Source organism: Streptomyces sp. NPDC005799, from assembly GCF_040630525.1.
GTDB classification, from domain to species: domain Bacteria; phylum Actinomycetota; class Actinomycetes; order Streptomycetales; family Streptomycetaceae; genus Streptomyces; species Streptomyces griseorubiginosus_B.
On the sequence record NZ_JBEXXQ010000021.1, the window covers coordinates 142,751 to 156,072 of the forward strand.

13 protein-coding genes are annotated in these 13,322 nt (G+C 69.9%); 5 read left to right on the plus strand and 8 right to left on the minus strand.

Going from position 1 to position 13,322, the window contains the following annotated elements; all coding sequences use genetic code 11:
* Nucleotides 1-130: 130 nt before the first annotated feature.
* Nucleotides 131-562, plus strand: coding sequence for a MarR family transcriptional regulator (locus tag ABZ453_RS22050; protein ID WP_356763780.1), 432 nt, complete (start codon nucleotides 131-133; stop codon nucleotides 560-562).
* 79 nt (nucleotides 563-641) lie between these two features.
* On the opposite strand, the gene ABZ453_RS22055 is transcribed toward ABZ453_RS22050, so the two are convergent.
* Nucleotides 642-1,016 (minus strand): STAS domain-containing protein, encoded by a 375-nt coding sequence (locus ABZ453_RS22055; protein WP_133048740.1) that lies wholly within the window; start codon nucleotides 1,014-1,016, stop codon nucleotides 642-644.
* 225 nt (nucleotides 1,017-1,241) lie between these two features.
* On the opposite strand from ABZ453_RS22055, the gene ABZ453_RS22060 reads away from it, so the two are divergent.
* Nucleotides 1,242-1,574, plus strand: a complete 333-nt coding sequence (locus tag ABZ453_RS22060; protein WP_359016800.1) for an STAS domain-containing protein — start codon at nucleotides 1,242-1,244, stop codon at nucleotides 1,572-1,574.
* Between the two features lie 171 nt (nucleotides 1,575-1,745).
* On the plus strand, nucleotides 1,746-2,174 hold the full coding sequence (locus ABZ453_RS22065) for an ATP-binding protein (RefSeq protein ID WP_359016802.1): 429 nt from the start codon (nucleotides 1,746-1,748) through the stop codon (nucleotides 2,172-2,174).
* Between the two features lie 21 nt (nucleotides 2,175-2,195).
* Here ABZ453_RS22065 and ABZ453_RS22070 read toward each other — a convergent pair whose 3' ends face one another.
* The gene (locus tag ABZ453_RS22070) at nucleotides 2,196-2,630 is read right to left on the minus strand and encodes an ATP-binding protein (protein ID WP_359016804.1); all 435 of its coding nucleotides are present in this window, start codon (nucleotides 2,628-2,630) and stop codon (nucleotides 2,196-2,198) included.
* 77 nt (nucleotides 2,631-2,707) lie between these two features.
* Nucleotides 2,708-4,615: an AMP-dependent synthetase/ligase gene (locus tag ABZ453_RS22075; RefSeq protein WP_359016806.1), complete on the minus strand. Its 1,908-nt coding sequence runs from the start codon at nucleotides 4,613-4,615 to the stop codon at nucleotides 2,708-2,710.
* Nucleotides 4,616-4,768: 153 nt separating this feature from the next.
* Between ABZ453_RS22075 and ABZ453_RS22080 the strand changes: the two genes are divergently transcribed.
* Entirely contained in the window at nucleotides 4,769-5,002 is a 234-nt protein-coding gene (locus tag ABZ453_RS22080) for a DUF6480 family protein (protein WP_359016808.1), read from the plus strand.
* An 11-nt stretch (nucleotides 5,003-5,013) separates the two neighbouring features.
* Here ABZ453_RS22080 and ABZ453_RS22085 read toward each other — a convergent pair whose 3' ends face one another.
* Nucleotides 5,014-6,102, minus strand: a complete 1,089-nt coding sequence (locus ABZ453_RS22085; RefSeq protein ID WP_359016830.1) for a glutamate--cysteine ligase — start codon at nucleotides 6,100-6,102, stop codon at nucleotides 5,014-5,016.
* 221 nt (nucleotides 6,103-6,323) lie between these two features.
* On the opposite strand from ABZ453_RS22085, the gene ABZ453_RS22090 reads away from it, so the two are divergent.
* Nucleotides 6,324-7,520 (plus strand): RNA-guided endonuclease TnpB family protein, encoded by a 1,197-nt coding sequence (locus ABZ453_RS22090; RefSeq protein ID WP_359016809.1) that lies wholly within the window; start codon nucleotides 6,324-6,326, stop codon nucleotides 7,518-7,520.
* Nucleotides 7,521-7,550: 30 nt separating this feature from the next.
* Here the strand turns inward: ABZ453_RS22090 and glgB are convergent, their stop codons facing one another.
* The 4 genes from glgB to ABZ453_RS22110 form a co-directional block, all read right to left on the minus strand.
* A complete protein-coding gene (gene glgB / locus ABZ453_RS22095; protein WP_359016810.1) occupies nucleotides 7,551-9,755 on the minus strand; it encodes a 1,4-alpha-glucan branching enzyme in 2,205 nt (734 codons plus the stop codon).
* A 4-nt stretch (nucleotides 9,756-9,759) separates the two neighbouring features.
* Nucleotides 9,760-11,121, minus strand: coding sequence for a maltokinase (locus ABZ453_RS22100; RefSeq protein WP_359016812.1), 1,362 nt, complete (start codon nucleotides 11,119-11,121; stop codon nucleotides 9,760-9,762).
* Between the two features lie 35 nt (nucleotides 11,122-11,156).
* The gene (treS, locus tag ABZ453_RS22105; protein ID WP_359016814.1) at nucleotides 11,157-12,881 is read right to left on the minus strand and encodes a maltose alpha-D-glucosyltransferase; all 1,725 of its coding nucleotides are present in this window, start codon (nucleotides 12,879-12,881) and stop codon (nucleotides 11,157-11,159) included.
* 25 nt (nucleotides 12,882-12,906) lie between these two features.
* A partial coding sequence (locus ABZ453_RS22110; protein ID WP_359016816.1) for an alpha-glucosidase C-terminal domain-containing protein occupies nucleotides 12,907-13,322 on the minus strand: 416 nt, incomplete at its 5' end.

Consider the following 13,322-nt stretch of genomic DNA (forward strand, 5'->3'; position numbering starts at 1 on the left):
GACGCCGCCGTCCGCCGCTCGCGCCGAGCGCCGCATGCGCCGGAGGTGAGCTGACAGGGGTCGGGAAGGCTGCGACAGTGTCCGGGTGACGACCTCGCATCCGCGCCCGCGACCCCAGGAGACCGCGCGTGTGACCGCCCGGGCGGCCGAACTGCTGGAGGTGCTGTGGGGCAGGGCCTCGACGGCACCGGTCTCCGCCTCGCAGTTGCGTGTCCTGTTCATCCTGGAGCACAACGAGGGCATCAACCTGCGCACGCTCGCGGACGCGCTGGGCTCCACGCCCCCCTCGACGAGCCGCCTGTGCGACCGGCTGCAGGCCGTGGGGTTCGTGGAGCGCAGGACCCCGCTCACCAACCGGCGGGAGCTGCAGCTTCATCTGAGCCGACACGGCAGGGCCTTTCTGACGGACCTGCGACTGCGCCGGGAGACGACCCTGCAGTCCGTGCTCGACCGGATGCCGGCCGACCGGCGGACCTCACTGCTCGACAGCCTGGAGGCCTTCTGCGCGGCCGCGGCGGCGGCGATCCACGAGGACGAATCCTCCGCGGCGCGTACCGCCTGACACCGGCCCATTCCTGATCCCTTCCGCGCTGGCGCGCTCACTCTGTTGTCCGGACCGCACAATTGTCAAACGGCAACCGTCACTGCTCCCGTGCCTGGTCGACGCGGGCCAACGCCTCCTCGACGCTCTCCGAGACGGGCACCGTGATGCTCACTCCGGTCAGGTCGAGAATCCGGCGCACGGCGGGCGTGGGAGAGATGATGTGCACACTCCCGGGCAGCTCCCGGGCCTCCTGGTAGACGCGCAGAATGATGTTCATGCCGGAGGAGTCCATGAACGGCACATCCGTGAGATCCAGCAGGAAGTGCCTACGGCCGTGATGCAACTGGTTGGCCAGATGGTGCTGGAACTCCGTCGCCGTGTCGACGTCCAGGTAGCCCTTCACCGTGACCAGCGCCACGTCCTCACCGGGCAGGCTGACCTCGACGGACAGGGGGTTATGGGCAATGGACACGTCTACCTCCGACAACAACGAGTGCTACGGCCAGGCCGGTTACCCGCGTGATCGGTTCCCACGCACGCGAGCGGACAGCCGCATCCGCAGTTACCCCTGATCCCGCCCGGCATGCGTCCGGACTTTCGGAGAGCGGTTCGACGTGCCCGGCGGTTCGTGACACGGTGGGGGGAGCCCGCAGGCCGTCACCCGGCCACCAACCCCCATGGAAGGGGGACACGAAGCATGGGCGCGCACATCTCACTGAGCCCCGGCGGCCGAACCGCCACGCTCACCGTGGACAACGACCTCGACAACCGCAGCCGCCCCGCCGTCGAAAGCGCGGTGGCAGGACTTCCGGTATCGGTACGGCGGCTCACCCTCGACCTCACCGGCGTCGCTTTCGCCGACTCCTCCCTGCTCCACGTCGTTCATGTCGCGGACCGGTCCGTCGCCCGCAACGGCGGGCTGCTGAAGGTTTCCGGCCTGGGTCCGCAGCCGCGCAGGCTCCTCGTCCACGCCGCCGAACTGTGGCCCGAGGGAGGCTGGCACACGTATCTGGCGCCGTCCCTGACGTGACGGGCCTCGCCCCCGCTGTGCAGAATGCGGACGGAGCAGCCGGGTAACCGCTGGGAAACAAACGGCCGTGATCCCGGCCCCCCCGTCCGGAAGGAAGACACAGCGTGAGTGTGGCCACAGAAGCGTTGAAGGGCTGTTCGAGGTGACCGGGACCACGAGGCTGACGCAGCGGTGAGGCCGCCGGCCACGACGGCGGCGACGGCGCGTGACCACGCGCGTTCGGTGGTGCGCGAGCAGTGGGACACGGCGGACCGCACGGCCTGCGAAGAGGACGTCATCGATCTGCTGCTCGTCGTGTCGGAACTCGTCACCAATGCCATCCGGCACGGCGGGGGACTGGCGGGACTGGAACTCGCCCCCCTGCCGGACGGACTCCGGCTCGCCGTCCACGACAACAGCGACGTGGTGCCCGAGGTCATGTACGGGTCCGGCGCGCTGCCGGTGGGGCACCGGGGCAGCGGCTACGGCTGGCCGCTGGTCGTGCGCCTGGCCCGCGAGGTCACCGTCGCACGCCGTCCCGGGGGCGGAAAGACCATCAGCGTGCTGGTCCCGCTGCGGGCCGTGGAGCGCAGCGCTCCGGAAGCCGGGCAGCCTGCCTGACGGACCGCTTCCCGGCCCCGCTCACCAGGGCAGGAAGACGTGGATGTCCTTGCCGCTGTCGGTCGTGGTGACACTGACCTGGTCGCACAGGGTGTGGATCAGATGCCAGCCGACCCCGCCGCCACCGCCGTCGGGACGGAACGGACGGGGGGCGGGCGGGGTGGTGCTCGTGTCGTGCACGACCACGTGCACCCCGTCGAAGGTCTGCCGCAGCCGGAGTTCGAAGGGCCCCGGCGCGTACTGGATCGCGTTCGCGGCGAGTTCCGTGACCACCAGCAGGATGTCGTCCCAGTGCTCGGGGGCCGCCGGCGGCGTCACCTCGCTGAGATCCTCCAGGAACCGCTCCGCGTCCAGACGCGCGTCCGTCACATTGTGGACTTCGCCGGGGAAACGCGAGGCCCGCTCCGGGAGGTGACCCGAAGGAAGTCCTCTTTCCCAACGCCGCTCGGTTGCCATCTCGCCTTCCCGCCCGATGCCGCGGGGCTGTCGTCCTTGCTCGGATGTCCTACCTCTCCCAGGTTCCCGAGCAGAGCTCATCGGAACACGTTGTCCGCCTCGTCCCAGCTGGAGAGCTCATCGGGCATGTTCTGCCGGCCCGGACGCGCCCGCGCCTGGTACATCGCGTCGATCTCGAAAGCGTAGTGCTTGACGATCGCGTCCCGCCGCAGCTTCATGGACGGGGTCAGCATTCCGTTCGTCACGTCGAACGGCTCGGGCAGTACCCGGAAGACCCGGATCGACTCCGGACGCGAGACGGAGCTGTTGGCCGCGGCCACCGCACGCCCGATCTCCTCCCGCAGCGCGTTCTCCTCCCGGGCCTCCCGGCTGGGCGTGGTGCTCTGCAGCGCCAGGGAACGGCGCCAGTACGCCAGGAACAGCGGGTCCAGCGTGATCAGCGCGCCGACACAGGGACGGTTGTCGCCGACGACGACCGCCTGATGGATCAGCGGGTGCATCCGCAGCCGCTGCTCCAGGGCGGCCGGGGCGACGCTCTTGCCGCTGCTGGTGACGATGATGTCCTTCTTGCGGCCGGTGATCGTCAGGTACCCGTCGGAGTCCAGGTGCCCGATGTCCCCGGTGGCCAGCCAGCCGCCGCGCAGCGCGGCCCGGGTCGCGGCCTCGTCGTTGATGTAGCCCTGGAACACCGACGGCCCGCGCACCAGGATCTCGCCGTCTTCGGCCACGGCGATGTCGGTGCCCGGCAGTGCCTGTCCGACGGTCCCCGACATCTCCCGGCCCAGAGGCTGCGCGGTGATTCCGCCGGCGGCCTCCGTCAGGCCGTACCCGTCGTTGACGTAGATGCCGATGCCCTCGTAGAAGAGCGACAGTTCCCGGCTGAGGGGCGAGCCGCCCGAGGTCGCGCGGATCACTCTGCCGCCCAGCGCGGCGCGGAGCTTGCGGTACACCGTCCGCTCGAACACGGCGTGTTGCAGCCGCAGGTCGAAGCCGGGGCCGGAACCGCCGCCGAGCCGCTGCCGTTCCAGCGCGGCCGCGAAGTCCCGTGCCGTGTCCGCGGCCCGCTCGAACAGGGCGCCGCGCCCCGCCTCCTGGGAGGCGTGCAGGAAGTTCTTGTAGATCCTCTCGAACAGGGAGGGCACGGCGCAGAGGTAGGTGGGGCGGAAGGACCGCAGGCCCGCCGACAGCGCCTCCTCGCTCAGATCGGGCTCATGCCCCATCACCAAGCCGCCGCGCACGCACAGCGTCTGCACCAGCAGCCCGTAGACATGGGAGAAGGGCAGGAAGGCCAGCACCGAACCCTGCCGCTCGCCGGGCCGCACCACCGTGTGGCCCCAGCCGGCGAGCAGGGTGTCGCAGGCGCTGGCCAGATTGCGGTGGCTCAGCGCGCAGCCCAGGGGATGACCTGTCGTGCCGGAGGTGTAGGTGACGGCCGCGGTGGAGTCGGGCAGGACGATACGGCGCAGCGAGTCGACGGTCGCCAGCGGGATGAGCGCGCCCCGCTTCACCAGATCGGCCAGCGCCCCCGCGTCCAGCTGCCACACATGCCGCAGCCGCGGCAGCGCCCCGCACACCGAGCCGACCGTCATCACGGCCTGCTCGTCCTCCACCACCACCGCCACGCAGCCGGCGTCCCGCAGCATCCACTCCACCTGGTCGCGGGAGGACGTCGGGTAGATCGGGACGACCTCCGCGCCCAGCGCCCACAGGGCGTAGCTGAGGACCGTCCACTCGTAGCGGGTGCGCGCCATGATCGCCACGCGGTGGCCGGGGGAGATCCCGGACGCCACCAGGCCCTTGGCCAGGTCCACCACCTCGTCGCGCAGTTCCACGGCGGTCACCTCCTCCCAGGCGCGGGAAGCGGGGTCCGTGCGGCGGGCCAGTACCGCGAGCGTCGGGTCGGCGGCCGCCGTGTCGAAGATGCTGTCGGCCAGCCCGCCGGTCAGGGGCGCGACGGAGGGGGGAGCGAGGGCGACGTTGCGCATGCGCTGCTCCTGGGGTGTACGGAGGGTGACCCTGCCGACGATCTCTGTTGTCGACGGTGCTCGAATCTAGCTCAGGTGGGTGCGGATGGTGACCGGAACGTGCGAAGTTGCGCAGCCGTGATGATCTCGCCGTGTCGGGGGGACTCGGCGAGTATGAGTTACGTCAATCCCGATCCGGAACCCGAACGCACCACCGGTCTCGAGCCAGGCGGCGGAGTGCCGCCCGGCGAGACCCCGCCCGCGGAAAGCAGCATGCCGGAGGCGGGGCCCCTGGAGCGGCACAATCCGCCCAAGGGCTGGGCGAAGGCGCCCCTGGCGCTGATCCTCGTCGTGGTCGTGCTGATCGCCGCGGGCTTCCTCGCGTTCGCCCTCGCCATGATCTTCTGAGTACGTCCCTCTCAAGCCTGGGTCTGACGGGCGCAGGCGGTGACGACCTCGCGCAGGCTGTCGGTCTCCGCCAGCAGCCGGCGCTGGACGGCCGCACCGGTGTCACCCTCCAGCAGCCTCGCGCAGCTCGTGCGGGCGCGCTCCAGGTCGCCGGTCTCCTCCAGAGCCTCCCCGACATGCTCCAGCAGCCCGGCCACCACGGACTCGGCGGGCATCCGGCGCATGGTCGCCGGGTGCAGCAGCTCCTCCTCGAGCCCGGAGCGGGCGGCCCGCCAGGCGGCCAGCCGTAGCAGGCTGACGCTGTGGTCGACCGGCTCGCGTCCGGCCCGCCACTCCCGCGCCGCGGTCTCCACGAGCCCCCGGGCGAGCAGGGCGACCAGAACGGCCGTGTCGGCGTGCAGACAGACGTCGGCGACCCGGAGCTCCACCGTCGGGTACCGCTGGGAGAGCCTGACGTCGAAGTAGACCATCCCCTCGTCGAGGATCACCCCGCTCGCGACCATGTCCGCCACCCGCCGGTGATAGCGCTCGGCCGACCCGAACACCTCGGTCGGCCCGGCCGACGGCCAGCGCTGCCACACCCGGCTGCGGTAGCTGGCATACCGCGTGTCCTGCCCCTGCCAGAAAGGGGAGTTGGAGCTCAGCGCCGCCAGTACCGACAGCCAGGGGCGGATGCGGTCGATGACCGCGACGCCCTCCTCGTCGGAGTCGACGGCCACATGGACGTGGCAGCCGCACACGAGCGGCTCCTGCGCGGCGAGGCCGTACTGCTCGGCCATCCACTGGTAGCGGCTGCCCGTCCCGACCGACGGACTGACCGGCAGCGGTGAGGTGGCGAGCGCGGCGACCGTGCACCCGATCTCGCCGGCGTGCCGGCCGGCCTCCTTGCGGCACCGCACGATCTCCGCGCTCAGATCCGCCATGTCGGCCCGGGGATGCGTGGCGAACTCCAGCATCTGGCCGTACAGCTCCTTCTCGAACACCCCCTCGGCGGTGCCGTAGTGCTCCGCACGGGCGAGCACCGCGGCGGACGACGCCTTCGGCTCACCGGTCTCGGGGTCCACCAGGAGGAGCTCCTCCTCCACACCGACGGTCCGCACCTTCAAGCCGCCTCTCTATGACATCGCCACCGTTACGACGCCATCGAGTACCCCGCTGATCGTCATCGCAGTCCTTTCCGTGGATACCCCCGGCTTCAGCCGGGGAGGAAACGAAATCCCTGCGGAGAAGGGCAGCAAGCGGGGTTTCGCCGCCGGGGCGAAAGACCGTGCTGTGACCCACCTGTTTGATCACCAAGTCGCAGACCCGCTAGTTTGTGAGCGTGACCGGGACGTGCGTGAAGCGGGCGTTCAAGTACCGCTTCTATCCAACCGATGCGCAGGCAGCCGAGCTGTCCCGCACCTTCGGCTGCGTCCGCAAGGTCTACAACCTGGCCCTCGCGGCCCGTACGCAAGCGTGGGCGCGGCAGGAACGCGTCACCTACAACGCCACCTCGGCGATGCTGACGGCCTGGAAGAAGACCGAGGAACTGGCATTCCTCAACGATGTGTCGTCGGTGCCCTTGCAGCAGTGCCTGCGGCACCTGCAGACGGCGTTCACCCACTTCTTCGGCAAGCGGGCGAAGTATCCGCGCTTCAAGTCCCGGAAGAAGGCCCGGAGGTCCGCCGAGTACACCACCAGCGGTTTCCGCTTCCGTGACGGGAAGCTGATCCTGGCGAAGATGACCCAGCCGCTGGACATCGTGTGGTCCCGGCCCCTTCCTCAGGGGGCGAAGCCGTCCACGGTGACCGTGTCCCAGGACGCGGCCGGACGCTGGTTCGTCTCGATGCTGTGCGACGACCCGGGTATCTGGCCGCTTGTGCCCACCCACGCGGCGGTGGGTGTCGACGTGGGCCTGGACCACCTGCTGACCCTGTCGAGCGGCGAGAAGATCGCCAACCCGAGGCATGAACGCAAGGACCGCTCCCGGCTCGCGCTGGCCCAGCGCCGCCTGGCGAGGAAGGCGAGGGGTGACGGAGCGAACCGTCGCAAGGCACGGCGGAAGGTCGCCAGGATCCACGCCCGGATCGCTGATCGCCGCCGTGATCACCTGCACAAGCTGACCACTCGACTCGTGCGTGAAAACCAAACGCTCGTGATCGAGGACCTGACCGTACGGAACATGGTCAAAAACCGGAGTCTGGCCCGCGCCATCAGCGATGCCGCGTGGTCGGACTTCCGGAGCATGCTGGAGTACAAGGCCCACTGGTATGGGCGGGACGTTGTCGCGGTCGACCGCTTCTTCCCCTCCTCCAAGTTGTGCTCCGCCTGCGGCACCCTGCAGGAGAAGATGCCGCTGCATGTCCGCACCTGGACATGCGACTGCGGTACGACCCACGACCGGGACGTGAATGCCGCACGCAACCTCCTGGCCGCCGGACTGGCGGTGACAGTCTGTGGAGCTGGTGTAAGACCTCAACGGAGCACTCCGGGCGGGCGGTCGGCGACGAAGCAGAAAACCTCACAGCGCGAGCCGTGAGAATCCCCCTCCTTCAGGAGGGGGGAGAAGTCAATGCAACGGGGTGAACCAGACCGTGGCGAGCGGCGGCAGGGTGATGGTGATCTTCCCGTCCTCGGACTTGAGGTCCTCCGCGTTGACGACGTCGCCGCCGCCGTAGCGGGCGGCGTCGGTGTTGAGGGTCTCGCGCCAGACCGGGACCTCGTCGCCGACGTGGAGACGGTAGTCGTGGCGCACGACGGGCGAGAAGTTGGACACGGCCAGCAGCGGGCTGCCGTCGGCGGCGAAGCGCAGGAAGGCGAAGACATTGTCCTCGGCCGCGTCGCCCAGCACCCAGCGGAAGCCGCCCGGATCGCTGTCGCGCTGCCACAGCGCCGGGGTGTCCAGGTAGACGGTGTTCAGGTCGCGGACCAGGTCCCGCACCCCACGGTGATCGGGCTCGGCGCTGTAGCCGGGATCCAGCAGCCACCAGTCCGGGCCGTGCGTCTCCGACCACTCGGCGCCCTGCGCGAACTCCTGTCCCATGAACAGCAGTTGCTTGCCCGGGTGGGACCACATGAAGCCCAGGTACGCTCGGTGGGTGGCCCGCCGCTGCCACCAGTCGCCGGGCATCTTCGACACCAGCGCCTGCTTGCCGTGGACGACCTCGTCGTGGGAGATCGGCAGCACGTAGTTCTCGCTGTAGGCGTACACCATCGAGAACGTCATCTCGTTGTGGTGGTACTTGCGGTGCACCGGCTCGTGCACGATGTAGCCGAGCGAGTCGTGCATCCAGCCCATGTTCCACTTCAGCCCGAACCCGAGTCCGCCGCTGTCGGTGGGGCGGGTCACGCCGTCCCAGGCGGTGGACTCCTCGGCGATGGTCACCACACCGGGCGCCCGCCGGTACACGGTCGCGTTCATCTCCTGCAGGAACGCCACCGCGTCCAGGTCCTCCCGGCCGCCGAACACATTGGGCGACCACTGTCCGGAGTCCCGTGAGTAGTCCAGGTACAGCATGGAGGCGACGGCGTCGACGCGCAGCCCGTCGATGTGGAACTCCTCGCACCAGTAGACGGCGTTGGCGACCAGGAAGTTGCGCACTTCGGTGCGCCCGAGGTCGAACTCGTAGGTGCCCCAGTCCGGATGCTCGGCACGCCGCTCGTCCCCGGGCTCGTACAGTGGGTCGCCGTCGAAGCGGGCCAACGCCCAGTCGTCCTTGGGGAAGTGCGCCGGCACCCAGTCCATGATCACCCCGATCCCGGCCCGGTGCAGGGCGTCGATCAGGTACCGGAAGTCGTCGGGGCTGCCGAGACGGGCCGTCGGCGCGTAGAAACCGGTGACCTGGTAGCCCCAGGACGGCCCGTAGGGGTGCTCGGCGACCGGCATCAGCTCGACGTGGGTGAAGCCGAGGTCCTTGACGTATCCGGGCAGCTGCTCCGCCAGCTGCCGGTATGTCAATCCTGCGCGCCAGGAGGGCAGATGGACCTCGTAGACGGAGAACGGCGCCTGGTGCACCGGGGTCCGGCCGCGTCGGGCCATCCACTCCGCGTCGCCCCACTCGTGGTGCGCGGCCGTCACCACGGACGCCGTGTCGGGCGGCGCCTCCGTGCGGCGGGCCATCGGGTCGGCCTTGAGGAACCGGCTGCCGTACCGCGAGGTGATCTCGAACTTGTAGCGGGCGCCTTCGCCGATGCCGGGCACGAACAGCTCCCACACGCCCGAGGCGCCCAGTGAGCGCATGGGCAGCGCCGTCCCGTCCCAGCAGGTGAACTCCCCGGCGACCCGCACCCCTTGGGCGTTGGGAGCCCACACGGTGAACCGGGTGCCGGTCACGCCCTCATGGGTCATCGGCTCGGCACCGAGCGCCTTCCACAGCTGCTCGTGCCGGCCCTCGCGGATGAGATGCAGATCCAGCTCGCCGAGCGCGGGCAGGAAACGGTACGGGTCGGCCGTCTCGTGCTCCTCGTCGTCGTAGCGCACCGCCAGCGTGTAGGCGGGGATCTCGTCGAGCGGCAGCACGCCGGAGAAGAGGCCGTCGGCCTCGGAGACCAGTTTCTCGCGCTTGCCGCCCATCACGACGGTGACCGAGCGGGCGTACGGGCGCAGCGCCCGCACCGCGATGCCCCCGGGCACCGGATGGGCGCCCAGCAAGGCATGCGGGTCGTGGTGCCGGCCGGACAGCAGGCGGTCACGGTCGCCGGGGTCCAGGGGCGGCGCGGCCTGGGGGCGCGCCGGGCCGGAGGGCTCGGGGGGTGAGGTGTCGCGCAGGGCCACGGCTTCATCCTCCTCTTACGGCGAGACGCTCGATCGCCGCCATGGGAACGGGAAGCCAGTCCGGACGGTGTCTGGCCTCGTAGAGCACTTCGTACACGGCCCGGTCGGTCTCGTAGGCGCGCAACAGGCCGTGCTTCTTGCGCGGGTCCCAGCCGGCCAGGTCGGCGTAGCCGGCGCAGAACGCCTCCCGGCAGCGGCGTGCCCATTCGGGACGCCAGGGGCGGCGCTGCCGGGCCGCGTAGTCGAAGGACCGCAGCATGCCCGCGACGTCCCGCACCGGGGACTGCGCGGCACGCCGTTCGGCGAGGGGACGGGACGGCTCCCCCTCGAAGTCGATGACGAACCAGTCCCGGCCGGCCCGCAGGACCTGCCCCAGATGGAGATCGCCGTGGATGCGCTGGGCGGGGGGTCCGGGGTCGCAGGCGACCAGCGTGCCGAAGGCGGCACGCAGCCCGGGCACGTACGGGCGCAGGGCGGGCACGGCGTGGGCGGCCGCGTCCAGACGCTCGGTCATCGCGGAGGCCGTGCGCACGCTCTCGTCGTGCGCACCGGTCGGGAAGGCCGCGGCCAGCGCGAGATGCACCTCGGCCGTGGCCTGCCCCAACTGGCGGGCCTGCGCGGTGAAGTCGTCGCCCGTGGCGAGCGCGCGCAACGCCAGGGCCCAGCCGTCGTGTGCGTCCCGCAGGAACGGCTGCAGCACTCCGAGGGTTGCCTCCTGCGGATGCGTCGTACGGAACCAGGCCACCGGCGCCGGCACGCGCCGGCAGTCCTGTTCGGCCAGCGCCTCCGGCACCTCCAGGTCCGGGTTGATCCCGGGCTGCACACGCCGGAAGAGCTTCAGGATGAACGCGTCCCCGTACACCAGGGAGGTGTTGGACTGCTCGGCGTCCATCAGCCGCGGCACGAGCCCGCTGGGGACCGTCAGGGACGGGGCGGTCTCGAAGCGCAGCGGGCCGGCCGTCCCGGGCCGGCGCAGCCGCTCCAGGAGCAGCTGGGCCGAGCGGGGGTCCTGGAGCGCGTCGAAGACCGTCAGACCGGCCAGCGGTCCCTCCTCGGCGCGCCCGATGAGCGCCCGGCCGAGGCGGGGCGAGAGATGACGGCGTACGCCGAGCAGCAGTTGGTAGCAGTCACCGGCCGGAGGAGTGCCACCGGGAGTGGGCACTCCGCCGTGACCGGCGTGCACCAGCAGATGCAGACAGCCCGGGAACAGCTCCGTCATGGACACCAGGGCCAGGTCCGTGACGGGCCGGTCCTTGCCGGCGAACCAGCGCTGCCGGGGCAGCCATTCGCGCAGCAGTCCGGCGAGCGAGGCCAGGGGGCCCGCGTCGACGGTACGGACTGGTCGGGGAGTTGCGGTCTTCTGCATGGTGACGCGTCCTTTCCTCGGCACACGCTCGAAGCTCACGCCGTTGGGCGTCGGCCGATGCGGGATGCGACTCGGGTGAGCCGGAACCAGTAGAAGCCGTGGCCCCCGAGGGTCAGCAGGTACGGCAGCTCGCCGATGGCGGGAAAGCGGACGCCGCCGAACAGCTCGACCGGGTGGCGTCCGGCGAACTCGCGCAGGTCGAGTTCGGTGGGCTGCGCGAACCGCGCGAAGTTGTTCACACAGAGCACCAGGTCGTCCTCGTACTCGCGCAGGAAGGCCAGCACCGCCGGGTTGGAGGACTGCAGCTCCGTGTAGGACCCGAGCCCGAAGGCCGGGTTCTGCTTACGGATCTCGATCATGCGGCGGGTCCAGTGCAGCAGCGAGGACGGGGAGGCCATCGAGGCCTCGACGTTGGTGACCTGGTAGCCGTAGACCGGGTCCATGATCGTGGGCAGGGTGAGCCGTCCGGGGTCGCAGGTGGAGAAGCCGGCGTTGCGGTCAGGTGTCCACTGCATGGGGGTGCGGACGGCGTCGCGGTCGCCGAGCCAGATGTTGTCGCCCATGCCGATCTCGTCGCCGTAGTACAGGATCGGCGAGCCCGGCAGGGCGAGCAGCAGGGCGGTGAACAGCTCGATGGAGTGGCGGTCGTTGTCGAGGAGGGGGGCCAGGCGCCTGCGGATGCCGATGTTGGCGCGCATCCGTGGGTCCTTGGCGTACTCGGCCCACATGTAGTCGCGTTCCTCGTCGGTGACCATCTCCAGGGTCAGCTCGTCGTGGTTGCGCAGGAAGATGCCCCACTGGCAGTTGGAGGGGATGGCCGGGGTCTTGGCGAGGATTTCCGAGACGGGATAGCGGGATTCCCGTCGTACGGCCATGAAGATGCGGGGCATGACCGGGAAGTGGAAGGCCATGTGGCACTCGTCGCCGCCGGATTCGTAGTCGCCGAAGTAGTCGACGACGTCCTCGGGCCACTGGTTGGCCTCGGCCAGGAGCACGGTGTCCGGGTAGTGGAGGTCGATCTCACGGCGGACACGCTTGAGGAACTCATGGGTGGCCGGGAGGTTCTCGCAGTTGGTGCCCTCGGCCGCGTAGAGATAGGGGACGGCGTCGAGGCGGAAGCCGTCGATGCCGAGGTCCAGCCAGAAGCGGAGGGCGGCCAGGATCTCCTCCTGGACGGCCGGGTTCTCGTAGTTGAGGTCCGGCTGGTGGGAGAAGAAACGGTGGAAGAAGTACTGACCCCGCACCGGGTCGAAGGTCCAGTTGGAGGCCTCGGTGTCGACGAAGATGATCCGGGCGTCCGGGTACTGCTTGTCGTCGTCGGCCCACATGTAGTAGTCGCCGTACGGGCCGTCGGGGTCCTTGCGGGACTCCTGGAACCACGGGTGCTGGTCGCTGGTGTGGTTCATGACGAAGTCGATGATCACCCGCATACCGCGCTGGTGGGCGGCGTCGGCGAACTCCACGAAGTCGGCGAGGTCCCCGAACTCCGGCAGTACGGCGGTGTAGTCCGAGACGTCGTAACCGCCGTCCCGCAGCGGGGACTTGAAGAAGGGCGGCAGCCACAGGCAGTCGACACCCAGCCACTGCAGGTAGTCCAGCTTGGCGGTCAGGCCCTTGAGGTCGCCGACGCCGTCGCCGTTGCTGTCCTGGAAGGAACGGACGAGGACCTCGTAGAACACCGCGCGCTTGAACCACTCCGGGTCCCGGTCCTTGGCGGGAGTGTCCTCGAAGGTGTCCGGGACGGGCTGGTTGACAGTCATGACGCTGTGACCCTCCGATCGATGGCTACGTGGACGACCGCTGGATGTGCAGCACGTGTGCCGGGGACCGCCCCGGTTCCAGGCGCACATAGTTGTTCCTGCCCCAGCGATAGGTCTCACCCGTCAGTTCGTCGTGCGCGGACATGAGTGCGTGCCACTCCAGGCCGAGTTGCGGCATGTCCAACGAGACCGTGGCCTCCTGGGTGTGGTGCGGATCGAGGTTGACGACGACGAGGACGCTGTCCCGGTCCGTGGTCTTGCTGTACGCGAGGACCATGTCGTTGTCGGTGTGGTGGAAGCGGAGGTTGCGCAGCCGGCGAAGGGCCGGGTGGCGCCTCCTGACGGTGTTGAGGCGGGTGATGAGGGGGGTGATGGTGCGGCCCTCGCGTTCGGCCCTCTCCCAGTCGCGGGGGCGCAGCTGGTACTTCTCGGAGTCGAGGT

Bases quoted from the DNA above. Each gene is read 5' to 3' on its own strand.
- ABZ453_RS22060 (WP_359016800.1), top strand. From the start codon at position 1,242: ATGGGCGCGCACATCTCACTGAGCCCCGGCGGCCGAACCGCCACGCTC.
- ABZ453_RS22075 (WP_359016806.1), bottom strand. From the start codon at position 4,615: ATGCGCAACGTCGCCCTCGCTCCCCCCTCCGTCGCGCCCCTGACCGGC.
- ABZ453_RS22080 (WP_359016808.1), top strand. From the start codon at position 4,769: ATGAGTTACGTCAATCCCGATCCGGAACCCGAACGCACCACCGGTCTC.
- ABZ453_RS22100 (WP_359016812.1), bottom strand. From the start codon at position 11,121: ATGCAGAAGACCGCAACTCCCCGACCAGTCCGTACCGTCGACGCGGGC.
- treS (WP_359016814.1), bottom strand. From the start codon at position 12,881: ATGACTGTCAACCAGCCCGTCCCGGACACCTTCGAGGACACTCCCGCC.
- ABZ453_RS22070 (WP_359016804.1), bottom strand. From the start codon at position 2,630: ATGGCAACCGAGCGGCGTTGGGAAAGAGGACTTCCTTCGGGTCACCTC.